We start from the raw sequence: 24,652 nt of genomic DNA on the forward strand, positions 1-24,652 counted from the left end.
AACGCACCATGCTGCTAATATGACGCAATACCACCAGCCTTTCGCATGCTTGATCGCGGTTGATCCCGAAACGGCGCGGATCACACATGTCAGCGAGACGTGCCACGGTATCCTGGGTCTTGAAGCGCCCCAAATACTCAACGCGAACATGCGTGATCTTCTGGGGGTCGAGCTGTGGCACGGACTGCGCAATGCCGCGTCAAATCCTGCCTTCACAGACAGCGCAGTTGCTGTTGCGGGCGTAGGGGATCTCGGCACGTCTCACAATGTGCGCGCTTTCGCATCCGATCGGCTGTACGTGATTGAAGTGTTCCCGAAACGTGCACCCGAGTTCGGAAGCACCGCCACAATCGATATCGCCCAAGCCGTCATGTCCCAGCTTTTGCCGCAAGAGCTGACGCTTGGCTTGGCCGAACAACTCGCTACGCTTCTGCGTCATTTTACGGGGTCCGACCATGTCCTGATCTGGAACCGGCAAAGCGCTGATATGGCCCGATGTATTGCTGAGTCGAAGCGGCGCAGCAAAGACAGCGCGCTGCAGGAAATGGCCCATTGGGCAAATCTTTGGCCCAGTGACACCGGAACGATTGGCGTGATTGCCGATGCACAGGCAGGGCCAGTTCCCTTGCTCGCGACGGCAGATCAACCTGCATGCAACGTGGATCTGTCCTTGGCGTTGTCGCGCACCCCGGCATCGGGCGCGATTAGCAGGTTGGCGCAAGCGGGGCAGCAATCCTCCGTCACTTTGCGACTGAGCCGGAATGGTGCGCCATGGGGTGTGATCGAATGTCAAAGTGCGCGGCAGCGCGTGCCATCCGCTGAATTGATGGCGCTCTGCAACGTGTTGCTGCCTTTTTTGGATGCAAAGCTCCGGCTTTTGGGCCGGGCTTAACGCTTCCGGTCCAGCAACGAAGTGACAAGGTCAAGCAACTCGGCTTCTTTGATCGGTTTTTTCAGTTCGTCCGTGGCGCCGATTGCGCGGGCCGTCGTCAGGATGTCGCGCATACCTGGGTTTTTGTACGTTCCGGTGACCGCGATGATCGGCACATTTGCCTGCGTGCATTCACGACCCATCAGGCGCCTGACCTTCCCGATCAGACTGATCCCACCATCGGGCTGGCTTCGCCCTCCCACCTGCACAATGATATCCGTGATGATAAGATCAAACCGTTCGGTCGAAGCCGCAATCAAAGCATCTGTCGCGTTCGAACAACTTACCACGTCGTGGCCATTTTCCTCGAGAATTCCGACCACGTGTGCGCTCTGAAGTGCGTCATCCTCCATCAAGAGTACGTTCGCCATTTACCGCCCTCCAAAAAGAAAGGCACCGAACCTAACATGGCGGGTGCTGCCGTTTGGTTAATCCTTCCACCACGAATTTGCAAAAGACATCGCGACGCGCGACAAGTGACGCACTGAATGGACGTCACGGACAGGTCGATCCAAAACATGAAAACACCCCTTCTTCTATTGCCTGGCATGATGTGCGACGCGCGACTGTTTCAACCGCAGTTCACCGCCTTTTCCGCCAGGCGACCCGTCATGACGGCGCCCTTGACCAATGCGAACACGATCCCGGAACTGGCCAGCAACATCCTTTCCCACGCACCGGGTCGCTTTGCGCTTGCCGGTTTATCGATGGGCGGCATCGTCGCGATGGAGATGGCGCGCCAGGCGCCGGACCGGATTGAACGGATTGCACTGCTCGACACGAACCCCTTGGACGAACCGCCAGAGCGCGCCGCCGCCCGGGAGCCGCAGATTGCAGAAGTGCGCGCCGGTGGTCTGCGCCGGGTCATGCGCGACGAGATGAAGCCAAATTACCTCGCCGATGGTCCTAACCAGGGCTCCATCCTAGATCTGTGCATGGCCATGGCCGAAGCCCTGGGGCCCGAGGTGTTTGAAAGCCAATCCCGCGCGCTTCAGGTGCGGCCCGATCAATCTGACACGTTACGCGGGCTCAACATGCCCGCTCTTGTGCTGTGCGGGGCCGCAGACACGCTCTGCCCGCTGGACCGGCACACGTTGATGCGAGATCTTCTGCCAGATGCGACGCTGGAGGTCATCGAAGGGGCCGGGCATTTGCCGACCTTGGAACAGCCAGACGCAACCAACGTGGCATTGGCGCGCTGGCTCTCGCGATAGTCGGGCCTCCTCCGCTTTGCGGTAGTGGCAAGGGAGCATTGCATACAAAGGTATACCATTTTCTTGGTGCGAAGCGTATAGCTTTTGCACCGTCCCTACCCAAGGCCATCCCTTGCTGATCCTCACACGCACTTACCTGATTTCGGCCCTTGGCGTTGGCGCGTTCTACCTGCTGGGTTTGCCGCTTCCGTTCTTGCTCGGTCCAATCACCGCCTGCCTGATCGCTGCTTTGGCGGGGCTGGAGCTGCGCGGCCAACCGATGGTCAATGACGCCATGCGGGCCATCCTTGGCGTGGCGGTCGGGGCCACGTTGACCCTATCGGTCGTGCAATCTATGGGCGCGATGTGGCCAACGCTGGCCATGATCCCGGTGATGATCGCAGCCATCGGCGCCGTCGGGATCCCCTATTTCATGAAGTTGTGGGGCTTTGATTTTGCGACCAGCTACTATTCCGCGATGCCAGGAGGTTTGCAGGACATGCTGGTCTTCGGCGAAGAAGCCGGTGGCGATGTTCGCGCCCTGTCGCTGATCCACGCAACACGGGTTCTGGTCATTGTGATGCTCCTGCCTTTCGTGCTCAGCCTCGGATGGGAAGTCGACCTGACCAATCCCCCAGGCGCTCCCGTCGCTTCAATCGCGCCTGTGCAATTGCTGCTGATGGTCGCCGCTGGTTTGATCGGCTGGCAAGGCGCAAAACGGATCGGGCTGTTCGGTGCGTCGATCCTTGGCCCGCTCATTGTCGCCGCAGTGCTGGCCTTCACCGGCATTCTGCAATCTCGTCCACCGGCCGAGGCCATCTTTGCGGCGCAATTTTTCATCGGAATGGTCGTCGGAACCAAATATTCCGGCGTGACGGGCCATGAGGTTCGCCGCGATGTGGCCGCCGCCTTGGGCTTTTGCGTGATAATCCTCTTGCTGGCCCTCGCCTTTGCCGAATTGGCCGTCTTCTGGGACCTTGCCCCTCACTTGGAGGCGCTCCTCGCGTTCGCGCCCGGCGGTCAGGCCGAAATGACGGTTCTGGCCCTTGTCGTTGGGGCAGATGTGGCGTTTGTCGTGGCCCATCACTTGCTGCGCATCATCGCGGTCATCCTGGGCGCGCCCATCGCAGCCCGCATTTTTGACCGCCACTAGCATGGGCATGTCGGCGCTGAGCCAAGAGATTTCGGAAATCTGCTAGTCGCCCCAAACCCTGATGTATACGATATGTATACAAAGGGAGGCCTGCCATGACCGATACTGTTACGCGCACCCGCGCCGGAGGGCGTGCTTCACGGCGCGCGGCACGGCAGGCCATCGACATCACGATGTTGCCCGGGCTGGAAAATACGCTCCCCTTTACCGAGGTGATGGACGGGGCGCAGGTCGAACAAATCGACGCCGCGTCGATGCAGATCCTTGAAAATATCGGCGTGCAGTTCCGGGATGAAATTGCACTGGCCGATTGGAAGGCCGCCGGTGCGAAGGTCGACGGTGAGATGGTCTACCTTGACCGCAGTCTGGTGCGAGAGTTGATCGCGACGATCCCCTCAACCTTCACCCTCCATGCCCGGAACCCGAAAAACAATGTTCCCCTTGGCGGACAGCGATCGATTTTCGTGCCGATGACCGGTGCGCCCTACCTTCGTGATCTGGAGGACAAACGCCGCAACCCGATGCTCGACGATCTGGCGATGTTCCACAAACTCAGCCACATGCTGCCTGCGATGCATTCATCCGCACACCATATCGTGGAGCCGTTTGACCATCCGATCAGCCAGCGACACCTTCGCATCACCTATTCGTCGATGAAGCATTCCGACAAAACTTTCATGGGTATGACGACCAGCCCCAAGAACGCCGAAGATGTCATCGATATGTGCCGGATCCTGTTTGGCGCAGAGTTCATGGAAACCTACCCCGTGGTGACCGGCAATTGCAACGGAAATTCACCGCTCGTGTGGGACGAGACCATGCTTGGCGCACTCCGTGCCTTTAGCCGCGCGAACCAGCCGATCCTGTGCTCGCCCTTTGTGCTTGGCGGCGCCAATACGCCCGCGTCCGTCCCCGTGACTGTGGCGCAACTCAATGCCGAGGCTCTTTCGGCCCTGGCCTACACGCAAGTTGTCCGCAAAGGCGCGCCTGCGATCTATGGCCATTACCTCAGCACAGTTTCGATGAAGTCCGGCGCACCAATGGCAGGCACGCCCGAAATCAGCCTGATGAACTTCATGATCGGCCAAATGGCGCGGTTCTACGACGTCCCCTGGCGCACGTCGAATACCCTGGGCGGGGCCAAAACCTTTGACGCGCAGGCGGGCTATGAAAGCGCCCATACGCTATCTGCCGTGATGCATTCGGGCGCAAATTACATCTGGCATTCCGCCGGCTGGAACGAGGCGGGAATGCATTGCTCGGTCGCAAAGTTCGTGGTGGATGCCGAGCAGTGCGCAATGGCCTACCGCATGGCGGAAGGACCCAAATGGCACGATTTCGATGCGGCCCTTGATGCCGTCAAAGACATCGGCCCCGGCGGGCACTACCTTGGCCATCCGCACACGCAAGAAACCTTTCAAGAGGCGTTCTTCATGCCCGAATTGTTCGACAACAACTCGATTGAGCAATGGGCAGCGGAAGGTTCAATCGAGATCACGGAACGCGCGCTGACCTACGCCAAAAAGCTGCTTGCCGCCTATGAAGAGCCCAAGCTTGATGTGGCTGTGAATGAAGCGTTGATGGAATACATCGCCCGCCGCGAGCGCGAGATTCCAGCGGCTGAGGCGCTGAACCAGACCCATTGAGCCGTCCTTCTGAGGTCTTGGCAGCCGGTTTACTCCAGCGCCGCGCGCCTTTCTTTCCAGCGGATCACCGCATTGCCGATTATGTCCCGAAACGGTTGAGGCGGCAGGCGTGTGGGCGCGGCCTCTGCCGCGAAATGCCGGGTCAAATGCGTGTCGACGCCGCAGGCTATCTCGGCTGCAGCCATTCCCGTCAGCGTTCCGCGTGCCGTGCCAAGACCGTTCTGCACGCAAGCGGTAAACAGCCCCTCTTCGACCTCACCGGTGACCGACGCGCCATTGCGTGACAAGCAAAGATGCCCGGCCCAGGAATATTCGGGCTTCAGCCCCGCAAGCTTTGGGAACCGCGCGTCAAATTTCGTCTGCTGGATGGCGGCGGCGCGCGCAAGATCGGCCTCAGTCGCGCGCATCCCGGAACGCAAGGTGGCCACCGCCCGCGTCAAAATACGATCTCCGCCCTGCGGCGCATCAATCCGGCGCATGGAGGTGCCCATCGGGTCCGATGGCGTGATCCCCCAGCGCCCAATGCCTGCGACCGCACCCTTGGGAAGGACGGGCGTAAAGGCCGCATAAAGAAACACATGCATCAACCGCCCCGTGGCCAGCCCGAAGCTTTCCAGATGCCCGTTGGTTGCCAAGATCACCTGAGGCGCAGCAATGCCGCCTTTGGGCACCTGTACCCGCCACACATGACCAATCCGCTTGATCGAAATGCATGGCGAATTCTCGTGGATAGCGATCGTCTGCGACAGACCCTCTGCCAGGCCTCGAATATATCCGGCTGGTTGCAGCATCACGGTGCCAGGCGTGTAGAGGCCGGACCGATAGTAGGTGCTTCCCGTCATCTCTGCCATCGCCTGCGCGTCGAGCAGGTCATAGGGTTCCCCCAGCGCATCCAGATGCGCGGCGTAGCTTTGGTTTTGCGCATCCGCCGCGTCGCTGACAGCGCCGTTAACCTTGCCCGCGGGATCGAAGAAGTCGGCACAGATGCCGTAGTCTTCGACTGCATCCCGCGCAAAGGCGATGGCGTGCCGGTTCATGTCAATCTGGGCGCGATCATCGCCCGCACCCGCGTAGTCATGGCTTGTCAGTTCATGCGGCAGGTCGATCATGAAGCCGGAGTTGCGCCCGGCCGCCCCTTCCGCAATTTGGCCGGCCTCCAACACGACAATCCGCGCGTCTGGACGCAATTGCACCAGCCGCCGTGCCGCGGACAAGCCTGCGAACCCGGCCCCGATGATCACAAGATCTGCGGTGATCTCTTCCTCAAGCCGGGGATAGCGCGGGCCGGGCCCGAGGATCGAGGACCAGGCGGCATCGCCACGATGTTTCGGCAGGCGCCGGGCGACGTAGCGGCTCAATCCACCGCCTCATCTTCGTCATCGCTCAGGTCGATCCAGATGGTCTTGAGTTGGGTGTACTGGTCATGGGCCTGCAAACCGTTGTCACGGCCTCCGAACCCCGATTGCTTCCAACCGCCGAACGGCGTGGTGATGTCGCCCTCTCCAAAACTGTTCACCGTAACCGTGCCGGCCTTGAGCATCCGCGCGCCCCGGATGGCGCGTTTCGTATTTGCGGTGAACAGGCTGGCGCACAAACCGTAGGGTGTGTCGTTGGCCAAGCTGATCGCTTCGTCGAACCCGGATACCGTCAAAACTGACAGGATCGGGCCAAAGATTTCCTCTCTGGCCTGCGGGCTGGAAGGATCCGTTTCGATACAAGTCGGTACGACGCGACCATCTTCCGCCTTACCACCAAAAACGACGTTAAGATCACCACTCAAATAACTGGAAACCTTTTTGAAATGCGCTTCTGAGACCAACGCACCTACACGCACCTCGGGATCCAGTGGATCGCCCACGGGCCATTCGCGCACATGGGCCGCGATCCGCTCCAACAGCGGGGCCTTCACCGCCTCATGCACGATCAACCGAGATGTAGCTGAACAATTCTCGCCCATGTTCCAATAGGCACCGTTCACGATATGCGCCGCCACCCGGTCGAGGTTTTCAGCGTCCTCCATTACGATAGCGGGGTTCTTCCCGCCCATCTCAAGCACCACCTCTTTTGCATTACTTTCAGCAGCATAGGAGAGGAACTTGCATCCGGTTTCCGTTGAGCCTGTGAACGACACCATGTCGATATCCATGTGCCGCCCAATGGGCTCACCCACATCCACCCCCAGACCCGGCACCACATTCAACACCGCACGGGGCACCCCGGCCTCCATCGCCAATTCCGCAAGGCGAAGGGCGGTCAAAGATGTCTCCTCGGCCGGTTTCAGCACCACCGAACATCCCGACGCGAGGGCCGGGCCGATCTTCCACGCCATCATCAAAAGCGGAAAGTTCCACGGCAGGACAAGGCCCACCACGCCGACGGGTTCGCGCACCACCATGGCGATATGATCATCCGATGCCGGTGAAACGGAATCATAAATCTTATCAATTGCTTCTGCGTGCCACTTAATGCAGTTGATGGCTTCGGGTACATCGACCGTTTCGCAGTCGAAGATGGTCTTGCCCGAATCCACACTCTCCAAGACGGCCAGTTCGCGCGCGTTACGTGTCATCAACTTGCACAGGCGGATCAGAACATCCTTCCGCTCCGACGGATGCAGTCGCGACCACCGACCATCCTCAAAGGCCTCCCGCGCCTTTTCGACGGCGACATCAACATCCTCAGCCCCGCATGAAGCGATCGCCGCAAGCACTTCTCCCGTCGCCGGGTTCACGCTGTCAAATGTCCTGCCCGAGATCGCCTGCCGGAACCCACCGTCAATAAAGGCGCCACCGGGCGGGTCCAGATCCGCGGCCAATGCGCGGTATTCCTGTGCCGTCAAAAGATCCATCGCCTCAGCCCTCCGCCTCGATCGCAGCCACAGTACGTTTGACCACGGCCACCACCTGTTCCAACGCGCGCTTGTCGTCCTTGTTCAGCGGCTTGAGCGGCACACGTACATCCGTGCAGTCGATGCCCTGCATACTGACCCCGTACTTGATCGTAGCCACGAACTTGCCGCCCTGTTCCAACACGCGCATCAAAGGCAGAAGCGCCGACATGATGCGGCGGCCCTTGGCAAAATCCCCATCCACCACACAGGCACGGTACAGCGCCACATGTTCGCGCGGCAAAAAGTTGGACCCGCCGCACACCCAGAACGGCGCGCCCCAGGCAAAGAATTCCAACGCCTGGTCATCCATCCCGCAGCCAAGCTGAATATGCGGATAATCGCGCGCCAGCAGATGCACGCGATTGATATCGCCAGAGCTCTCCTTGATCCCGCAGAAGTTGCGGGAGCGTCCGACGCGATCCAGAAATTCCTCGCCCATATTTGTGCCGGTCCGACCCGGATAATTGTAAAGCATGATGGGCAAGTTCGCGGCCCGGTCGATGGCGAGCGCATTCAACGCGTTTTCACGATCCGTGGGCACCGCATAGGGTGGCGAGGCCAGCAGGATCGCGTCTGCTTCCATCCCACGCGCGGCCTCGGCCAGTGCAAGACTATCCGAGGTCAACATCGCCCCCGTGCCCACCACCAAAGGCAGGCGTCCGTTCAGCCGATCCTTCGTGAACCGCGCGATCTCGACCCGTTCGGCAAGGGTCTGCGCGTAGTTCTCTCCGGTCGAGCCGCCGGAGATCAGACCATTGACGCCATTCTCGACCAACCATTCCACGACATCCGCCAAGCGGTCCCAATGGACCGAGCCATCTTGGGCATAGGGCGTCACCACTGGCGTGTAGATACCGTCGAAGTTGAAGATTGGGGTCACGACGCGCCTCCGCCCGCAAGATCGTCGCCCAAACCCAAATCGAGTGGCGTTGGAAGCACAAAACGCCCGATCTCATCCCGGCTCAGCGCCCAATGTGCCTCAGCCAACGCGGCGGCGGCGTCTTCGTCGCCCGCCTCAATTGCGGCAATGATCGCATCGTGGTGTTCGCTGGCCTTCGCCAGATTTTCCGCCATCTGCTGGTTTTTGGGTTGATAGAATGTCATCCCGATCCGCGCATGATCAATCAACAAGCGCTGGAAGGACGGGATCAGGTATACGTTGCCCGCCATCTCGCCCGTGATCTCGTGAAAGCGGGAATTCGTCAGCGCCCGCTCCGCCGCACTGCCTTGGCGCAAGGCTGCGGTGAACGCGTTCTGAGCCGCTTTCAGCTGCGTGATCTGCGCAGCCGTGGCATTGCAGGCCGCCAGTCGCAAGATCGCGGAATAGATCATCGGTGCCACAAGGAAGAAGTCGCGCAACGTTGTGTGCGACAGCGCCGCCACCCGAGCGCCCTTGTTCTCGCGCAACTCGACATAGCCTGCGCCATCAAGGTCGCGAAACACCTCGCGCACGGGCGTACGGCTCAGGCCAAAGCGTTCGCAGATTGCGACCTCATCCAAGTCACTGCCTGGGTGATATTCCAGCGTAAGGATACTCGCCCGCAAGTGATCGGCCAAAGCCGCCTTGCGGTTTCGCGGAGAAAGATGATCAGCAGCCATGGGCGGACGCTAGACCCGAATCTTGCCTGAATACAATATGTATATTCTACGTCACGCGCTGGCGGGTCAGATATTCAGGGCGGTCCCAAAGGCGGTCTCGCAGGATCTCGGCCAGGATGGCAACGGCGCCTCTGACGTCGCTTTCATCGATGTACAGCGGCGTGAAACCGAAGCGCATGATATCTGGCGCGCGGAAATCGCCGATTACATCGCGCGCAATCAGCGCCTGCATTGCGGCATAGCCATGCTCGAAATGGAAGGAGACCTGGCTGCCCCGCCGCGCTGCGTCACGCGGGCTCGCCAGGCGAAGATCCGGACAATACGCCTCCACCTCGTCAATGAACAGCTCAGACAATTGGATAGAGGCGGCGCGAAGATCGGCCATATCAACCTCCTCCCAAATCGCCATCGCCTCTTCCAGCGCGGCCATTTGCAAGACAGGCGGCGTGCCCACGCGCATCCGTTCAATCCCCGGCGCAGGGCGATAGTCGAGATCAAAGGCAAATGGCGCCTCATGCCCCAGCCACCCCGCGAGCGCGGGGTCGATGCTGTCCGCCAGATCGGGCCGGACATAGATGAACGCCGGCGCGCCCGGCCCCCCGTTGAGGTATTTGTAAGTGCAGCCAACGGCGAATTCGGCGTTTGAACCAGCCATATCTACAGGAACAGCCCCAGCTGAATGGGCAAGGTCCCAAATCATCACGGCCCCTGCCCCATGCGCCGTGGCGGTGATCGCATTCATGTCGTGCATCCGACCGGTGCGGTAGTCCACTTGCGTTAACATCACTGCCGCGGTGTCGTCCGTGATCGCACCGGCCACATCCTCGGGTGCCACCACGCGCAATTCATGCCCCTGCCCCAGATGCCGCACCAAGCCTTCGGCCATGTAGAGATCCGTAGGGAAATTGCCGATGTCCGACAGGATCACTTTGCGCTCTGGCCGCATCTGCAAGGCTGCCGAAAGCGCCTGATACACCTTCAGCGACAGCGTGTCCCCCATGACGACTGAGCCCTCAGGCGCACCAATGATCCGGCCGACCATATCCCCCACACGACTGGGCTGCGCCATCCACCCGCAGGCATTCCAGCCTTTGATCAGCTGCCCCCCACTCGTCCGTCATCTTTTGCGCAACGCGCGCAGCGACCCCTTTCGGCAAGGGCCCAAGCGAATTCCCGTCGAGGTAGATCATCCCCTCGGGCAGCTCAAAGCGATCCTTCATCGGCAAGCTCATAGCTGCCCCTTACGTTCCAAAGCTCCGGAAACAGCTCTACCTCCAGCATTCGGCGCAGATATTGCACGCCCGACGTGCCGCCGGTGCCGCGCTTGAAGCCAATGATCCGTTCTACCGTCGTCACATGATTGAACCGCCAGCGGCGGAAGTAATCCTCAAGATCGACCAGCTTTTCCGCCAACTCATAAAGCGACCAATGTGCGGCTCGGGTCGCGGTAAACTTCCACCCATGCATCCTCGATTGCTCGCGACCGGCTTGTGCGGTGCATCCATGGCGGGCGCGGGCAACGCCGGGTCCAGCTTTTGAACAGCCACAGCATAAAGCGACTGGCGCGTCAGTTCTGCGGCCAGCATGGCATGCAGCGCCGGGCGGTGTTCATGGACCCGCATCATGGCAGTGTTGCGGTTGCCGAGGATGTATTCGATCAACCGGTATTGGTGCGACTGGAACCCGCTCGACTCGCCCAGGTCTTCTCGAAAGGCCGTATACTCCGATGGCGTCATCGTGCGCAGCACATCCCACGCGCCGTTCAACTGCTCAAAAATCCGCGCCACGCGGGTAAGCATCTTGAAAACAGGCGGGAAATCATCGGCGATGAGAGCGTCGCGGGCCGCATTCAACTCGTGCAGCGCCAGGCGCATCCACAACTCAGAGGTCTGATGCTGAATGATGAACAGCATCTCATCATGGGCCTGACTCTTGGGCTGTGCGGCCCCGAGGATTGGATCAAGCGCCAGATAATCACCATAGCTCATTGCGCCGTCAAACGACATGCGCGCGCCATCAACTTCAGGGTCAAGAGGATCGGACATGGGCCGAGCGTATCTTGCAGGGCCGCACAGGCAAGCCGGAAAGCGCGGCGCCTAGCTGCCGGCGGCCACGCCCACCCGATGCCGGGCGGGTCCAAACAGGCAGGCCAGCAGCAGGATCACGCCTGCGACGGACGCCACCATTCCAGCCGCAGAGACTGAGTTGGATGCCCCAAGCCACAGCGGCCCGTATCCCGCAAACACATAGCCAAGGATCGCCGACAGAACGGCGAACACCAAACTCCACCCAACCTGCCGTCCCAGATGGTTCGTCATCAACCGCGCAGCGGCAGGTGGGCAGATGAACATGGCGATCACGATGATGGAGCCCACAGCATCAAAGGCAGCAACGGCGGCTACGGCAGCTGCGGTAACAAGCCCCAGACCAATGGCGCGGACGGGCAAACCAAGCGCACGGGCAAACCCTTCATCGAAGCTCGACAGTTTCAAGGGACGCCAAAACAGCCATGTCAGCGCCCCGATCAACGCCGCAGCCACCGCCATGCGCAATAGCTCCGGCGGCAGATGCGACAGCGCAACCGGATCCAGCAGCGATCCCCAGCCCTCCGCCCGCAACCAGATCAATTGCTCAAGATTGCCCATAAGGGCGTGCTCAACATCCAGATGGACGCTCGACGTATCGGACTGCTCCAACAGCAAGACGCCTCCTGCGAAAAGCGAAGTGAAGACCACGCCCATCGCGGCGCCGGGTTCGATCTTGCCCATGCGGCGCACCACCTCGATCAGGAAGACCGCCACAAGCGCCGCCGCCGCAGCCCCCATCAGCATGGGCCAGGTCGCAACAACGCCCGTGATCAGAAAGGCCACCACGATCCCCGGCAGTACCACATGGCTGATCGCGTCGCCGATCAGCGCTTGGCGCCGCAAGATCAGGAAGTTGCCCGGCAAGGCACAGGCGATGGCCGCAAAGATGCCGATCAGGATCGGCGTCAGCGAAAACTGAACGAACTCGGCCCCCATCACGCGCTCCCCGGCAAGCATCTGTGAGTCGATCCAGGCGATTTCATCTTCGGTGAAGACGTCGTCGATCGGTGTCAGACCATCGTACCGCCCCGTCAGGGCCGTATCCTTGTGCAAGCGGCGTGCAACGCTCCACCGGCGTTCGTCCCGGGCGATGCGGGCACAGGCGGCCTGGCCGTCCTCTGTCGCCACGCCGTCGCCTCGCATAAGCCCCTCCGTACGCAGAATTCTAAGGGTCAGGCGATCATGGATCGGCTCATTGCGCGCGAGCGCCAGCAAACCCTGGCGCCGATGCACGCGCGTTTGGAACGCCCGGCGCGCGATCATGGCAGCCGCCACACCGCGCGTCGGCGAAAACAGTAAAGACACAACAAACAGACCCGTGGCGACCAGCACAATGATTGGCCCTGTCGGCAAGGCCGGCGCCGTTGCGGACAAAGCCGCGCCAACCCAGCCCGAAAGACCGCCAATAACGCCCGCAATCCAGACGACCCTTTCGGCCCGATCCGCCCAGAAGCGTGCCGTGACTGGTGGGATAATAAGAAGCGCCACGATCAGGATCAGCCCAACCAGCTTCAAACCTACAACCGTGACGGCCAGCACCACAGCCATCATCGCCAGATCGACCCGCCGAACGTCCACGCCACGGGCCGCAGCAAAAGCCGGGTCAAAAGCCACAAGCGTCATGGGGCGGCGCAACAACCAGATGGCGGTGACCACCAACAGACCGCCGCCCGCGATCAGCAGCGCGTCCTGCAGAAGCATGCCGGCAGTGGAGCCAAGCAGAAAATCCTCCAGCCCCGCCTGCCGCCCGCGGCTCATCCCCTGAATGACGGTCAACAGCACGACGCCAAGCCCGAAGAACGTGGACAGCACCGCACCAATCGCCGCGTCCTCCGACAGGCGTGTCCGGCGCACCATCCATTCCACCGCCAACAAGCCAATCCACGCCGAAATGGCGGAGCCTGCGAGCAACCCAATCAGCGCGCGCCCATCGCCGCCGAGCGCGACCATCACGATGAATGCCAGTCCCACGCCGGGCAAAGTGGCGTGCGCCACGGCATCCGAGACAAGCGCCCGGTTCCGCAGGAACAGGAATGAGCCGCCCGCGCCCGCCGCAAAGCCAAGCAGTGCAGCCCCGACCGCCACCAGCGCAGCGTTGTACCCGGCCTGAAAGAAAAGTGCGTCCAGGAACGCCGACATTACGCGCCCTGCAGCGAAAGGGCGTCGATCTGCACGGCCCCAAGCCGCCCGCCATAGGCTTCGGCAAGCGTTTCCGCCGTAAAGGTCGTTTGAACCGGCCCCTCGGCAATGCGGCGGAGGTTGACCAGCATGACATGGTCAAAATAGTCGGCAACGGTGCTCAGATCATGGTGCACGGCGATCACGCTGCGCCCTTCGGTCTTGAGGGATTTCAACACCTCGATAATGGCCGCTTCCGTTGCTGCATCGACGCCAGCAAAGGGTTCATCCAAAAGGAAAAGGTCCGCGTCTTGCGCCAAAGCACGGGCCAGAAAGACCCGCTGTTGTTGCCCCCCGAAAGCTGTCCGATTTGACGGTCCGCAAAATCAGCCATACCGACCCGATCCAGACAGGCGCGCGCATGCGCCTTGTGCGCCCCGGTGATGCGTCGCCACAAGCCGACCTGTCCATACAGTCCCATCAAAACAACATCGAGCGCCGTGGTCGGAAAATCCCAATCCACGCTTGCGCGTTGCGGAACGTAAGCAATGCGGTCGCGGACGCGATCTACGTCGCGGCCAAAAGCGCTCACGTCACCCGACACTCGAGGAATCAAGCCCAGAACAGCCTTGAGAAAGGTTGATTTCCCGGCGCCGTTCGGTCCGACGATGGCCGACATGGCTCCGACCGGAAATGTTGCGTCCAAAGAGAATAGCGCGGGCTTTTCGCCATAGCTGACGGTCAGACCCCGGACAGCCAGGGGGCTGGCGGGGTCAAGCGGTTCAGCCGATCTGGAGGAGCGTCAGGTCTGCCATGTCAGTTCAGCGTAAGCGCCCCTTGCATGCCACCTTCAGGCACGTCACCGCCAAGGGCGCGTGCAATCGTTGTGACGTTGTGGTCAATCATGCCGACCCACGTGCCCTCATATGTGCCATCGGGCCCCATCGCGTCTGAGAACAGCTCACCCCCGATCACGACCTCATGGCCGCGCGCCGCAGCGCCTTCAATCAGCGCTCGGATGTTGCGGTCCGAGACGGAGCTTTCGACGAAAACGGCCCCGACATCGCGCTCGACCAGAAGGTCCACAAGCTCGCCAATCCGCTGAAGACCAGCCTCGGATTCCGTTGAAATACCTTGAATTCCAACGACATCGAAGCCGTAGGCCGCCCCGAAATAGTTGAAAGCGTCGTGCGCAGTCACCAGCACGCGCGCCGCATCCGGCACGGTCGAAAGGACCTGTTCGGAATAGGCGGCAAGTTGTTCGATCTGTTCTGCGTAGGCGAATGCATTTGCCCCAAACGCCTCTTCAACCTCCGGCATGGCGGCGCTGAGCTGCACTTCGATCTCGGCAACGACGCCGCGCCAAAGATCAGGATCCATCCAGACATGGGGGTCGAATTGATCGCCATAATCGTCGTGCGCGAGAAGCTGATCTTGCGGCAAAGCATCAGCCACCGGGACAACTGTGTTTGTTTCGGACAGCTCCAGAAGGAACTCCTCCATCTGCGCCTCTAGGTAGAGCCCGTGCCAAAACACGACATCCGCCTGGGCGGTCGCCACGATATCAGACCGCGTCTGCCGATAGGCGTGCGGATCTACACCCGGCCCCATAAGCGCCTGAACTTCAACCAATTCTCCGCCGACGACGCGCGTCGCGTCCGCAATCATTCCCGTCGTCGCGACGACATTCAACGCGTCCTGCGCATGTACAGGCGCGGGCAACAAAGCGGCCGCCAGTGCAAACGAAACCCATGTCTTCTGCATATTCAAACCTCACATCCGAACGATGCCGTCGCATTGTATATGAGAGGCATTCGCAACTGGGTCAAGGTAATTGCGAATGATTTGCAAGAATGGGCCAATCAGCTTGCCGTGATGTAGTGGAGATCCTTGAACTGCCGCCGAAATTCAGCCGTTTCCTGGGCAAAGCCTTCTGGGCGATCGCTGCGAAGGGCGCGCGCAATCAGATCTGCCAATCTATTGATATTATGCATCTTTTCAGCCACTCCCCAACGCACCAGCTCAGGGGTGCCGATGCGAATGGCGTTCATATCGCCTTCGATTTCGGCCATCGGAACCCCGATGCCACAGGCAATGAGCCCGGCTTTGTAAAGATGTTTGGACGCGGCCTGCCCGCCGCCGAACGCATGGGCCGGGATCGCGAATTGATGGGATTTCGTTGGCCCCTCGACTGTCTCGAACACCGGAATTTCGTTTTCTTTCAATGCGTTTGCCAAGGCTTGTGCCGCCTCAACCATCTTGGCTGCATAGGCTTGACCATGATTACGCCAATCAAGAAGCGTGCGCGCGAGGGCGGCGGATTTGGAGGCATCGAAATTTGCAGTCATGCCAGGAAAGGCAATGGAATCAAGCTGTTCTGCGATCGTCTCATCGTTCGTGACGATCAATCCTCCTCGCCGGTCCGCCTAAGGACTTGTACGTGCTCATCGTCATGAGATGCGCGCCTTCCGCCAGCGGGTCGGACCAAGCCTTGCCGGCGAAAAGGCCGCATTGATGGGCTGCGTCCATCAGGACTTTCGCGCCCGCTGTGTCGGCAATTTCGCGGACCTCAGCGACCGGATGGGGGAGCAGGTTGAGCGATCCGCCAAGAGTAATCAGTGCAGGCCGCTCCACTTCAATAACATCCCGCAAAGCATTGATATCAATCGTATAGCCTTCTGCATTGATCGGCATTTCGACAATGCGCAGGCCAAACAATCCGGCGCATCCCGCGCCGTGGTGCGTGACGTGACCGCCAATGGACGCGGGCGGAACAAGGATCGTGTCGCCCGGCTTACACGTGGCCATGAAGGCGTAGAGATTGGCCATGGCGCCGGAGGCGACGCGGATCTCTGCAAAGCGGGCCTGAAAGATCTCCGCAGCCAGTTCGGCGGCGATAACCTCAACCTTTTCAATGGCCTCCAGGCCCATTTCGTACTTATCGCCGGGATAGCCAAGCGACGGGCGCGAGCCCATGCCGTTCGACCAGCAGCGCCTCGGCGGACGGGGTTCATCACGTTGGTGGCGGGGTTCAGGTTGAAGCAGCGTTCTTCATGAATGCGTTTGTTTTCAACACCCAACGCATCGATCTTCATGTTGATCTGGACGCTGGCCATCTGCGCGGTGTCACCCGAAATTCCCTGGACCAGATCCTCGGACAATGAGGGTACCCATGGGCGACGGGCAAGAGACATGGGTGCAACCTTTCGCAATCGAACTGGTCGCATATTGCGGTCATGGTCCGTTAAGGACAAATCAGTAATATAGAATATCTGAGTCAGAAAAACTGAGTCATTAGCCAAAATGTCCGTTTCTCCACCCCGTCCGCCCCTACCGCCGTTGAACGCCCTGCGCGCCTTTGAGGTGGCCGCGCGGTGCGGTGGCTTTCTGGCCGCCGCCGAAGAGATGGGCGTGACGCCGGGTGCGGTTTCGCAACAGGTGCGCGTGTTGGAAGAATGGGCCGGTGTCACGCTGTTCGAGCGCCGCTCTCGCGGCGTGCAACTGACGCAGGATGGCGCCCGGATCGCGGCCAGCATGACCCAGGCCTTCGACGCCTTGGGACAGGCCGTGGCAGAGTTGCGGGCGGGCACGGAGGCGCCGACGATCACGTTGGCCAGCCTGCCCTCCATTGCACAGCTTTGGCTGCCCACGCGTCTGGGCCGTTTGCGCGCTGCATTGGGGCATCGCCAGATTTCGGTCACCGCGTTGGAAACCCCGCCGAACCTGATGCGCGAAAGCTATGACCTTTCGATCTTCTTCCAATCCGGCGACATCGGTACGCGCCTTGCCCCGGACCTGATCTTTCCGGTCTGCGCACCGAAGCTGGCCGAACGGATCAAGACGCCAGAGGATTTGACGGAGCAAACGCTGCTCCACGATGCGTCCTGGGCCGGTGATTGGCGATATTGGGCGGAGACATCGCGGTTGGACTTGCCGAATGCTGATCTGGGGCCGCGCTATTCGCTTTATGCGCTTGTCCTGTCTGAGGCGAAGGCGGGCGCGGGTGTGGCGATGGGGCATTTGGCGTTGGTGAAGGAGGATTTGGCCGAGGGATCATTGGTGCGGCCACTGCAAGGCGCGGACGCCTTTGCCGAGCGGATGTACAAGGATGGTGTGGGGACCCGTAAGGGGCTGCAATTGGAGATGAGCCACCGCTTTTCAGAGGCTGAGACCGAAGCTATTCGCACAGCACTTACCTAGGACGGGATGGAAAACCGCTGTTTTCCGGCCGGAAATCGAGATTTCCGGCTACCCGAGCCGACGCCCTGATCGGCATCGAACAGATGAACGGCGTTGGACTTCAGCGCGAGGCGCATCTCGCCCGTTGCGGCCTCCTGATCCTTGGGCACGGCGACCGAGAAGTCCTGGCCCGCCATCTTGCCGTGCAGCAGGCGTTGCGCGCCGAGTTCTTCGATGATGTCGACGTTGAATCTGAGATCGCCCTGGGCGGATGGGGCCACATCCTCGGGACGGATACCGACCTTGATCGCGCCGGTATGGCCGTTCACCCCCGCCTGCGGCACGACTTCGCCGCCCGGTAGTGTGACACGCCCCTGCCCCGCTTCGGCGTCCAGCAGGTTCATCGGCGGCGCGCCCATGAAGGAGGCCACGAAGGTGGACGCGGGATGTTCGTAGATCTCGTTGGGCGTGCCGATCTGTTCGATATGCCCGTTCGACAGCACGATGATGCGGTCGGCCATGGTCATGGCCTCCACCTGATCGTGCGTCACGTACATGGCCGTTGTGCCAAGGCGGCGTTGCAGCGCACGGATTTCGATCCGCATCTGATTGCGGAGTTTCGCGTCGAGGTTCGACAGCGGCTCATCAAACAGGAACAGGTCAGGCTCGCGCACGATGGCGCGGCCCATGGCGACGCGCTGGCGTTGGCCGCCGGAGAGTTGAGCAGGGCGCTCCGGTCGAGGAATTCGGTGAGGTTCAGCATCTCGGCCGCTTCGCGCACCTTGGCGGAGATGGTGGCCCTTGTCCATGCCGCGGTTCTTGAGGCCGTAGCCCATGTTCCGCGCGACGGTCATATGCGGATAGAGCGCGTAGTTCTGGAACACCATGGCGATGTTGCGGTCGGCCGGGTCGATGTCGTTGACGACGCGGTCGCCAATGGAGACCTCGCCTTCGGTAATATCTTCCAGCCCCGCCACCATGCGCAGCATCGTGGATTTGCCGCAGCCGGAGGGGCCGACAAGTACGCACAATTCGCCATCGGGGATCGTGAAGGTGGAGGGTTCCAGCGCCTCGGCGCCATTGGGGTAGACCTTGCGGACCTGATTGAGTGTGACCTGTGCCATTCTTATTGCTTTCTACTTATCGGATTCCGTCAGGCCCTTTACGAACCAGCTTTGGAAGAAGACGACGATGAGCACCGGGGGTGTCATCGCGATGATGGCGAGCGCCGCGGCCTGGCCGTAATCGGGGGTTTCTGACCCGTCGGCGTAGGATTGCACGATCTGGCGGATGCCGCGCACGAGGGTGAAGAGCGACTCGTCGGTGGTGATCAGCGTGGGCCAGAGATACTGGTTCCAGCCGAAGACGAACATGATGATGAACATCGCGGCGATCATGGTGCGTGAGAGCGGTACGAGGATGTCGATGAAGAATTTCACCGGCCCTGCCCCGTCGATGCGCGCGGCCTCGATCAACTCTTCCGGGACCGACAAGAAGAACTGCCGGAAGAAGAAGGTGGCGGTGGCCGATGCGATAAGCGGGATGATGAGGCCCGCATAGCTGTTGCCCATGCCGTTCTCATACAGGCCGAAGACGGTGATGGAGGTGATGATCTCATACGATGGCAGGATGCGCACTTCGAGCGGCAGGAGCAGCGTGGTGAAGATCATCCAGAAGGCCAGCGTGGCGAACTTCAGGCGGAAGTAGACGATGGCGTAGGCCGCCATCATGCCGACCACGATCTTGCCGATGGCAAAGCCCAGGCCCAGGATCAGCGAGTTGGCGAGCATCGTGACGCCGTTCACGGCATCGGTGAAGCCGCCATATTCAAAGAGCGCGGCGTCGTAGTTGGTGCCGAGCTGATCGGAGAAGCCGAATTGCATGCCTTCGCGGTGGACGGTGATCGCGTCCCACGAAGAGGTCGCGAAGACCATGTAGACTGGCACCAGCATCAAGAGCGCGCCGGCAATCAGGATGGCGTGGTCGGCCACATGATCCCAGCGAATGCGTTTGCGGGTGCGGGCCACGGGGGTGCGGTGACGCGGGTTTCAGTAATGTCAGCCATAGTCCTACCCCCTTACGTGTAGTGAATGCGGCGTTCCAGGAAGCGGAACTGCACGATTGTTAATATGAGGACGAGGACCATCAGGACGACCGATTGCGCCGACGACCCGCCCAGATCACCGCCTCGGAAGCCGTCCACATAGACACGGTAGACGAGCGTGAGCGGGTTGTTCCCGGGCTCCCCTTCACGATCGTGTCGATGATGCCGAACGTGTCGAAGAGCGAATAGGTGATGTTGATGATCAGGAGGAAGAAGCCGGTGGGGGCGAGCAGCGGGAAGGTGATGTCCCAGAAGCGGCTGGTGCCCGAGCGATTGTCGATCATCGCGGCCTCGCGCACCGATTGCGGGATCGCCTGCAGGCCGGAGAGGAAGAAGATGAAGTTGACCGGGATTTGCTTCCAGACCGAGACGGCGATCATCGCGGTGGCGGTATCCCAGTAGTTCACGCCAAGACGGTATTCGTAGCCGAAGAAGGCCAGAAGCTGGGTGATATTTCCGCGCGATTGGTCGAAACAGCATCACGCCGATCAGGCCCGCGACGGGCGGCGCGATGGCGTAGACCCACATCAGAAGCGTGCGGTAGGTCTTGGCGCCGCGGATCACCTTGTCGGCCTTGACCGCCAGCAGCAGTGCGATGCCAAGGGAGAAGAAGGTGACGAGCACGGTGAAGATGACCGTGAAGTTCAGCGCGTTGATATAATTGGTCGAGTCGATCAGGCGGGTGTAATTCTCGGCCCCCACAAAGGTTGAGGTGAAGCCGAACATGTCCTGCGCGTAGAACGACGATTGCACCGCATAAGCGGCGGGCCAGTAGAAGAAGATCGCGATGATCACAAGCTGCGGCAGAAGCAGCAGGATCGGAAAGCCGATATGGCCGAAGGCGGCGCGTTTCATGGGGGCCCTGTTCGTGTCGTTTTTGTTGGTGCAACGGGGGCCGAATGGCTCGGCCCCCGTCGGAACTTTCAGGTCAGGCTTAGCCCTGCGTTTGCGCGAAACGCTCCAGCAGGTCGTTGGCCTCGGCCTCGATGATCTCAAAGGCTTCGTCCACGGTGGCCTCACCGGTCAGGATGCGGCTGTATTCGCGGTTCATCACGTCACGGATCTGGACGTAGAAGCCCATGCGATAGCCGCGGGTGTAGTCACCGGCGGGCAGCGACAGCTGCTGAATGCCAACTTCGGCAGCCGGGAACGCCTCATAGTGGCCCTGCTCACCGGCGGCGGCGTAAGCGGCCGTGGTGATTGGCACGTAGCCGGTTTCGGTATGCCACATGACCTGTGCATCGACGCTGTCGAGATAGTCGAAGAAGGCAGCCGTTGCGGCATTTTCCTCGGCATCAAAGCCCGACATAGCGAACAGAGCTGCGCCGCCGATGAAGGTCTGCGTGGGCTCGGTCGTCACGCTTTCCCAGTAGGGCAGCATGGTGGCGGAGAAGTTGAATTCCACGCGATCCGCGATGCCACCGAACGAGCCGGAGGAGCCGAGCCACATGGCGACTTCGCCTGCTTCAAACGGGTTCTGGTTGTCGCCCCAGCCGGTGCCGTACCAGTTGAAGAGGCCCGCTTCCTGCCAATCGGCCAGCGCCTGGAAATGGGCGCGGATCGCGGGGTGGTTCACCATAATCTCGGTGTCCGTCCCGCCATAGCCGTTGTCGTTGGAGGCAAATTGGAGGTTGTGGCGCGAGAAGAAGTTCTCGGTAAAGATCCACGGCAGGTGCGATTGCGCGAGCGGTGCGATACCGGATTCGAGCAGGGCCGGGCCGGTCACTTCGGCGAATTCTTCCCAGGTGGTTGGCGGCTCTACACCCGCCGCCTCAAGCGCGTCGGCATTGTAATAGAGGATCGGCGTGGAAGAGTTGAACGGCATGCCGATCATCTGGCCATCGGCGTCGGCATAGAAGCCGCGCACACCCGAGATGTAATCCTCGATATTGAACTCGATACCATTGTCTTCGAGAAGCTGCTCGACAGGAATGGTCGCGCCTTGCGCGCCGATCACGGTGGCGGCGCCGGCGTCAAACACCTGCACGATGTTGGGCTGTTCGCCCGCGCGGAACGCGGCGATGGCGGCGGTCAGGGTTTCCTCATAGGTGCCCTTGAAGACGGGCGTCAGGACATAGTCCGACTGGCTGGCGTTGAAGTCGGCAACCAGTTGGTTGACGGTTTCGCCCAATTGGCCGCCCATGGCGTGCCAGAACTCAATCTCGGTTTGGGCTTGGGCAGCACCACCAGCCAGAAGGCCAGCCGCCAGGCCAAGCGATAGTGTGGTCTTGAGGGTCATTCGTTTCTCCCATCTCTTCCGCAGCCGAAACTGGCTGCCATTGCCGCGACCGCCTGCCGTTGGATCGGGCAGGTCATGTCATTGTGGAACAGAGGAGCGTGCGCTGGCACGATCCCCCGATCATCATGTCGCGTGGGGGAAGCCTACACAGCGCGTGCGCGAACGCAAACGAAATGAAACGAGCCTGCCCCCAGGCGCATGCCGGGCGTCCTAGGGCGAGTCGGTGACAGGGATGTGACGCTATTTCGCAAAACCGTTACAAAACCGTCACTTAACAGGGCTCAGTCCGCGAGCGAGCGGATGATACCGGTGGCCGTTGCCTCATTCACTGCCATTAGTGTGTCGTAGAGAATGGCCAAGCGGATCAGGGATTTGACGTCGACGTCATGGGGCATGGCGGAGAGCGGGTCGATGAAGAAAATCAGCGCGTCGAGGTTATCTTCGGCGATCATCGCGCCAAGCTGCGCGTCACCGCCCAAGGGTCCGGATTTCAGCGGCGTGACATCAAGGGCGGTTTCGTTTTGCAGCCGCCCGCCGGTCGTGCCGGTGGCGTAAAGGCGGTGGGGGCCAAGCTCAGCCTCATGCGCCTTGGCCCAGGCGACGAGCGCATCTTTCTTTTGGTCATGGGCTACCAGGGCAATGGTTTTCACGTCTCTTCTCCCGGCAGGGTCAGGCCGGAGGCGCGGGCGTAGACCTTGGCGACGGCGGCGTCATCCTCGCCCCCGTGGCCCATGCCAGCGGCGGCCACGAATTGTTGCAGGGCGAGTGCGGTGATCGGCGCGGGAAAGCGTGCGCCCTTGGCGATGTCGAGCACGATGCCGAGGTCTTTGGGCCAGATGTTCACGCTGCTGGTGGGGGTATAATCGCCGTCCACGATATGCGGGCCGCGATTCTCCAGCATGAAAGAGGTGCCCGCGCATTGGGGGATGACCTCCATGAACCGCTTGGGATCGATGCCTTGCGTCATGCCGAAGGTCATCGCTTCGGCCATTGTCGCGATGTGGACACCGGCGAGGATCTGGTTGACGGCTTTCATGGCCGACCCAGCCCCGACGGCGTCGCCCATGTGATGCACGGTGGAGGCGGTGGCCTTGAGGATGGGATCTGCGGCGGTGAAGGCCTCAGGCGTGCCGGAGGCCATGATGGCCAGATCGCCCGCCGCTGCGCGGGCCATGCCGCCGGAAATGGGCGCGTCGAGGTAGTGGAGGCCAAGGGCCGAACAGCGGGCGGCCATATCGCGGGCGAAGTCAGGCGCGACGGTGGCGCAGGCCATGACCAGCGCACCCTTTCGCAGGAACGGCGCGATGCCATTCTCACCAAATAGCACGCTTTCGGTCTGCGCAGCGTTGAGGACGACGATCACTACGGCGTCGAGTTGGTCTGCCGCGGCGTGCGGCGTGCCGTCTGCCCCGCCTTCGGCCTGCAGCCGGGTCACGGCGTCGGCGTTAAGGTCCGCGCCATGCACGAAATGGCCTGCCCGCAGGAGCGATTGCGCCATGCCGAACCCCATGGCGCCGAGGCCGAATAGTCCGATCGTTTTCTGTTCACCCATGCCTGTTTCCCTTTCACCCGGTTCCAACGTCTTATCGGTGAAAGTAGGGCGGAGTGCGAGTCGGGTGGGATCGCAGGTGAGGCGCGGGTCGTGCACGCGGCCCGGAAGCGTCCACATGGTATCGGGCGTGTGGACCTGGAAGGTCTGGCGGCGGTCGAACTGGGCGAAATCGGTTTGTGTTGTGGGCAGGTCGAACGAAGCGACCTCTCCCCGTTCGGCATAGAAAGAGAGCAGCATTGGGTCCTCGTAGTCGGTCACGCCGCCCAGATCGCCCGTCACATCGACAATGTCGAACGACATGTAATCGGCCCAGTGGGGCGCGCGGACGATGTGGATCACGCCAAGCCGACCGGTCAGACCGGTGCCGTCTGGCCCGGTGATCTGGACCGCGCCATCGGTCAGATAGGCCGTGGCTTCCGACCCCATGCGCATCTGGCGGGTGGGCGTGAAGGTCAGCTCGGCTTGCAGGTTCGTGCCTTCTGCGTGGGTGCCGTGGATCGCTTCGGTTTGGATGGAGAGCGTCAGCGTGCAGGTCTGCGCCGTGGCGCTGGCCGGGATCAGGGCCAACAGGAGGGCAAGGCGGATCATTCGGGGACCTCCCGCAGGACGAATGTGAAGTCTGAGAAGGCGCCTGCGGATGTCGTGGCCTCCGCGTGGCAGCCGAGGCAGGTGCCGTCACGATGGGTCTGGATATATGTCTCCATCGTGGTGTTCGACAGAAAGCGCGGAAGCTCCCCATGCTCGATATAGGGGCTGGCATTGGCGCCGCGCCATTGGGCGGAGATGAGCATGTAATTCTCAAGCGGTGTGCCGGAGAGTTCGGCTTGCCAGCGTGCATTTGTGGCCTGTGTCGGCGCGAAGATGTCCCAGCAGCGCACCACCTGGCTTGTTGGCAGCGGGGTGCCGGTGGCGTCGACGGCATGGGGTGGTGTGGCGGACCAGAGGGTGGGGGTTTGTGGGG

Annotated in this window: 18 protein-coding genes and 6 pseudogenes; 5 read left to right on the plus strand and 19 right to left on the minus strand. The window is 61.2% G+C overall.

Going from position 1 to position 24,652, the window contains the following annotated elements:
* Positions 1-19: 19 nt before the first annotated feature.
* Positions 20-892 carry a hypothetical protein gene (locus tag ACZ1HK_RS02285; protein ID WP_472627287.1) on the plus strand — a complete coding sequence of 291 codons (873 nt, stop codon included), beginning with the start codon at positions 20-22 and terminating at the stop codon, positions 890-892.
* On the opposite strand, the gene ACZ1HK_RS02290 is transcribed toward ACZ1HK_RS02285, so the two are convergent.
* Entirely contained in the window at positions 889-1,302 is a 414-nt protein-coding gene (locus ACZ1HK_RS02290) for a response regulator (protein ID WP_472627288.1), read from the minus strand. The two genes, ACZ1HK_RS02285 and ACZ1HK_RS02290, sit on opposite strands and share 4 nt — an antisense overlap.
* 147 nt (positions 1,303-1,449) lie before the next feature.
* Between ACZ1HK_RS02290 and ACZ1HK_RS02295 the strand changes: the two genes are divergently transcribed.
* The 3 genes from ACZ1HK_RS02295 (at position 1,450) to ACZ1HK_RS02305 (ending at position 4,923) form a co-directional block, all read left to right on the plus strand.
* Positions 1,450-2,145 carry an alpha/beta fold hydrolase gene (locus ACZ1HK_RS02295; protein ID WP_472627289.1) on the plus strand — a complete coding sequence of 232 codons (696 nt, stop codon included), beginning with the start codon at positions 1,450-1,452 and terminating at the stop codon, positions 2,143-2,145.
* Positions 2,146-2,257: 112 nt separating this feature from the next.
* On the plus strand, positions 2,258-3,277 hold the full coding sequence (locus ACZ1HK_RS02300; protein WP_472627290.1) for an AbrB family transcriptional regulator: 1,020 nt from the start codon (positions 2,258-2,260) through the stop codon (positions 3,275-3,277).
* 95 nt (positions 3,278-3,372) lie between these two features.
* Positions 3,373-4,923 carry a trimethylamine methyltransferase family protein gene (locus ACZ1HK_RS02305; protein ID WP_472627291.1) on the plus strand — a complete coding sequence of 517 codons (1,551 nt, stop codon included), beginning with the start codon at positions 3,373-3,375 and terminating at the stop codon, positions 4,921-4,923.
* A 29-nt stretch (positions 4,924-4,952) separates the two neighbouring features.
* On the opposite strand, the gene ACZ1HK_RS02310 is transcribed toward ACZ1HK_RS02305, so the two are convergent.
* From ACZ1HK_RS02310 to ACZ1HK_RS02360, 11 genes and pseudogenes are all read right to left on the minus strand, one after another.
* Positions 4,953-6,281 carry an NAD(P)/FAD-dependent oxidoreductase gene (locus ACZ1HK_RS02310; RefSeq protein ID WP_472627292.1) on the minus strand — a complete coding sequence of 443 codons (1,329 nt, stop codon included), beginning with the start codon at positions 6,279-6,281 and terminating at the stop codon, positions 4,953-4,955.
* On the minus strand, positions 6,278-7,771 hold the full coding sequence (locus tag ACZ1HK_RS02315) for an aldehyde dehydrogenase (protein WP_472627293.1): 1,494 nt from the start codon (positions 7,769-7,771) through the stop codon (positions 6,278-6,280). The genes ACZ1HK_RS02310 and ACZ1HK_RS02315 overlap by 4 nt, the downstream gene beginning before the upstream one ends.
* A gap of 4 nt (positions 7,772-7,775) precedes the next feature.
* The gene (locus ACZ1HK_RS02320; RefSeq protein ID WP_472627294.1) at positions 7,776-8,693 is read right to left on the minus strand and encodes a dihydrodipicolinate synthase family protein; all 918 of its coding nucleotides are present in this window, start codon (positions 8,691-8,693) and stop codon (positions 7,776-7,778) included.
* A complete protein-coding gene (locus tag ACZ1HK_RS02325) occupies positions 8,690-9,412 on the minus strand; it encodes a GntR family transcriptional regulator (protein WP_472627295.1) in 723 nt (240 codons plus the stop codon). The genes ACZ1HK_RS02320 and ACZ1HK_RS02325 overlap by 4 nt, the downstream gene beginning before the upstream one ends.
* Before the next feature lie 46 nt (positions 9,413-9,458).
* Positions 9,459-10,644, minus strand: a pseudogene (gene kynU, locus ACZ1HK_RS02330) (kynureninase).
* A pseudogene (locus ACZ1HK_RS02335) lies at positions 10,616-11,457 on the minus strand (tryptophan 2,3-dioxygenase). The pseudogenes kynU and ACZ1HK_RS02335 overlap by 29 nt, the downstream one beginning before the upstream one ends.
* 51 nt (positions 11,458-11,508) lie before the next feature.
* Positions 11,509-12,435 (minus strand): metal ABC transporter permease, encoded by a 927-nt coding sequence (locus ACZ1HK_RS02340; RefSeq protein ID WP_472627872.1) that lies wholly within the window; start codon positions 12,433-12,435, stop codon positions 11,509-11,511.
* A gap of 18 nt (positions 12,436-12,453) precedes the next feature.
* Positions 12,454-13,638 (minus strand): annotated as a pseudogene (locus ACZ1HK_RS02345) (metal ABC transporter permease); the annotation flags it as partial.
* Positions 13,638-14,377, minus strand: a pseudogene (locus ACZ1HK_RS02350) (metal ABC transporter ATP-binding protein). The pseudogenes ACZ1HK_RS02345 and ACZ1HK_RS02350, both read right to left, overlap by 1 nt.
* 56 nt (positions 14,378-14,433) lie before the next feature.
* The gene (locus tag ACZ1HK_RS02355; RefSeq protein WP_472627296.1) at positions 14,434-15,381 is read right to left on the minus strand and encodes a metal ABC transporter solute-binding protein, Zn/Mn family; all 948 of its coding nucleotides are present in this window, start codon (positions 15,379-15,381) and stop codon (positions 14,434-14,436) included.
* Positions 15,382-15,479: 98 nt separating this feature from the next.
* Positions 15,480-16,811, minus strand: a pseudogene (locus tag ACZ1HK_RS02360) (aminotransferase class I/II-fold pyridoxal phosphate-dependent enzyme).
* A gap of 109 nt (positions 16,812-16,920) precedes the next feature.
* Between ACZ1HK_RS02360 and ACZ1HK_RS02365 the strand changes: the two are divergent.
* Positions 16,921-17,817 (plus strand): LysR family transcriptional regulator, encoded by an 897-nt coding sequence (locus ACZ1HK_RS02365; protein WP_472627297.1) that lies wholly within the window; start codon positions 16,921-16,923, stop codon positions 17,815-17,817.
* On the opposite strand, the gene ugpC is transcribed toward ACZ1HK_RS02365, so the two are convergent.
* From ugpC to ACZ1HK_RS02400, 7 genes and pseudogenes are all read right to left on the minus strand, one after another.
* Entirely contained in the window at positions 17,814-18,920 is a 1,107-nt protein-coding gene (gene ugpC / locus ACZ1HK_RS02370) for a sn-glycerol-3-phosphate ABC transporter ATP-binding protein UgpC (protein ID WP_472627298.1), read from the minus strand. The genes ACZ1HK_RS02365 and ugpC overlap by 4 nt on opposite strands.
* A gap of 12 nt (positions 18,921-18,932) precedes the next feature.
* Positions 18,933-19,823, minus strand: a complete 891-nt coding sequence (locus ACZ1HK_RS02375; protein ID WP_472627299.1) for an ABC transporter permease subunit — start codon at positions 19,821-19,823, stop codon at positions 18,933-18,935.
* Between the two features lie 50 nt (positions 19,824-19,873).
* Positions 19,874-20,755: pseudogene (locus tag ACZ1HK_RS02380) on the minus strand (ABC transporter permease subunit).
* 79 nt (positions 20,756-20,834) lie between these two features.
* Positions 20,835-22,139 (minus strand): extracellular solute-binding protein, encoded by a 1,305-nt coding sequence (locus ACZ1HK_RS02385; protein ID WP_472627300.1) that lies wholly within the window; start codon positions 22,137-22,139, stop codon positions 20,835-20,837.
* Between the two features lie 281 nt (positions 22,140-22,420).
* Positions 22,421-22,789 (minus strand): methylglyoxal synthase, encoded by a 369-nt coding sequence (locus ACZ1HK_RS02390; RefSeq protein ID WP_472627301.1) that lies wholly within the window; start codon positions 22,787-22,789, stop codon positions 22,421-22,423.
* Entirely contained in the window at positions 22,786-23,691 is a 906-nt protein-coding gene (gene ltnD / locus ACZ1HK_RS02395; RefSeq protein WP_472627873.1) for an L-threonate dehydrogenase, read from the minus strand. The genes ACZ1HK_RS02390 and ltnD overlap by 4 nt, the downstream gene beginning before the upstream one ends.
* A 584-nt stretch (positions 23,692-24,275) precedes the next feature.
* The gene (locus ACZ1HK_RS02400; RefSeq protein WP_472627302.1) at positions 24,276-24,569 is read right to left on the minus strand and encodes a hypothetical protein; all 294 of its coding nucleotides are present in this window, start codon (positions 24,567-24,569) and stop codon (positions 24,276-24,278) included.
* Between the last annotated feature and the right edge of the window lie 83 nt (positions 24,570-24,652).

The organism is Gymnodinialimonas sp. JB5-7, from assembly GCF_055693405.1.

Excerpts from the sequence above, each read along its gene's own strand:
- ACZ1HK_RS02285 (WP_472627287.1), top strand. The coding sequence starts at position 20 with ATGACGCAATACCACCAGCCTTTCGCATGCTTGATCGCGGTTGATCCC.
- ACZ1HK_RS02290 (WP_472627288.1), bottom strand. The coding sequence starts at position 1,302 with ATGGCGAACGTACTCTTGATGGAGGATGACGCACTTCAGAGCGCACAC.
- ACZ1HK_RS02295 (WP_472627289.1), top strand. The coding sequence starts at position 1,450 with ATGAAAACACCCCTTCTTCTATTGCCTGGCATGATGTGCGACGCGCGA.
- ACZ1HK_RS02305 (WP_472627291.1), top strand. The coding sequence starts at position 3,373 with ATGACCGATACTGTTACGCGCACCCGCGCCGGAGGGCGTGCTTCACGG.
- ACZ1HK_RS02315 (WP_472627293.1), bottom strand. The coding sequence starts at position 7,771 with ATGGATCTTTTGACGGCACAGGAATACCGCGCATTGGCCGCGGATCTG.
- ACZ1HK_RS02325 (WP_472627295.1), bottom strand. The coding sequence starts at position 9,412 with ATGGCTGCTGATCATCTTTCTCCGCGAAACCGCAAGGCGGCTTTGGCC.
- ACZ1HK_RS02340 (WP_472627872.1), bottom strand. The coding sequence starts at position 12,435 with ATGGGGGCCGAGTTCGTTCAGTTTTCGCTGACGCCGATCCTGATCGGC.
- ACZ1HK_RS02355 (WP_472627296.1), bottom strand. The coding sequence starts at position 15,381 with ATGCAGAAGACATGGGTTTCGTTTGCACTGGCGGCCGCTTTGTTGCCC.
- ACZ1HK_RS02365 (WP_472627297.1), top strand. The coding sequence starts at position 16,921 with ATGTCCGTTTCTCCACCCCGTCCGCCCCTACCGCCGTTGAACGCCCTG.
- ugpC (WP_472627298.1), bottom strand. The coding sequence starts at position 18,920 with ATGGCACAGGTCACACTCAATCAGGTCCGCAAGGTCTACCCCAATGGC.
- ACZ1HK_RS02385 (WP_472627300.1), bottom strand. The coding sequence starts at position 22,139 with ATGACCCTCAAGACCACACTATCGCTTGGCCTGGCGGCTGGCCTTCTG.
- ltnD (WP_472627873.1), bottom strand. The coding sequence starts at position 23,691 with ATGGGTGAACAGAAAACGATCGGACTATTCGGCCTCGGCGCCATGGGG.